Origin of the sequence: Pseudarthrobacter phenanthrenivorans (assembly GCF_000813845.1) — a bacterium.
GTDB classification, from domain to species: Bacteria; Actinomycetota; Actinomycetes; order Actinomycetales; family Micrococcaceae; genus Arthrobacter; species Arthrobacter phenanthrenivorans_B.
In genome coordinates this window covers 1-281 of the sequence record NZ_JWTB01000076.1, presented here as the reverse complement: position 1 = coordinate 281, position 281 = coordinate 1, and the positions used below count along the sequence as shown (strand labels likewise).

Genomic DNA, 281 nt, shown 5'->3' with positions numbered 1-281 from the left:
CGTTGAACTTGTCCCGGATCATGACCGGGTCGGCACGGACGAGGTCTGCGATGGTGAAGATGCCCATGACGTTCAGCCGGCGCGTGAGCCGGCCGGCGATGCCCCACACTTCCTCGACGGACAGGCGGTCAAGCAGGCCCTGACGTAGCTCCTGCGGGATGGAGTCCCAGTGGCAGACCCCGCCAAAGGCGTTGTTGTTCTTCGCCCATTTGTTGGCCAGCTTCGCCAGGGTCTTCGTCGGGCCGATCCCGACGCAGACGGGAAACGCCCACGTGCCGGCG

1 pseudogene is annotated in these 281 nt (G+C 65.8%); it reads right to left on the bottom strand.

What is annotated here, in order from left to right:
* Nucleotides 1-281, bottom strand: a pseudogene (locus RM50_RS20095) (DNA polymerase V subunit UmuC); the annotation flags it as partial.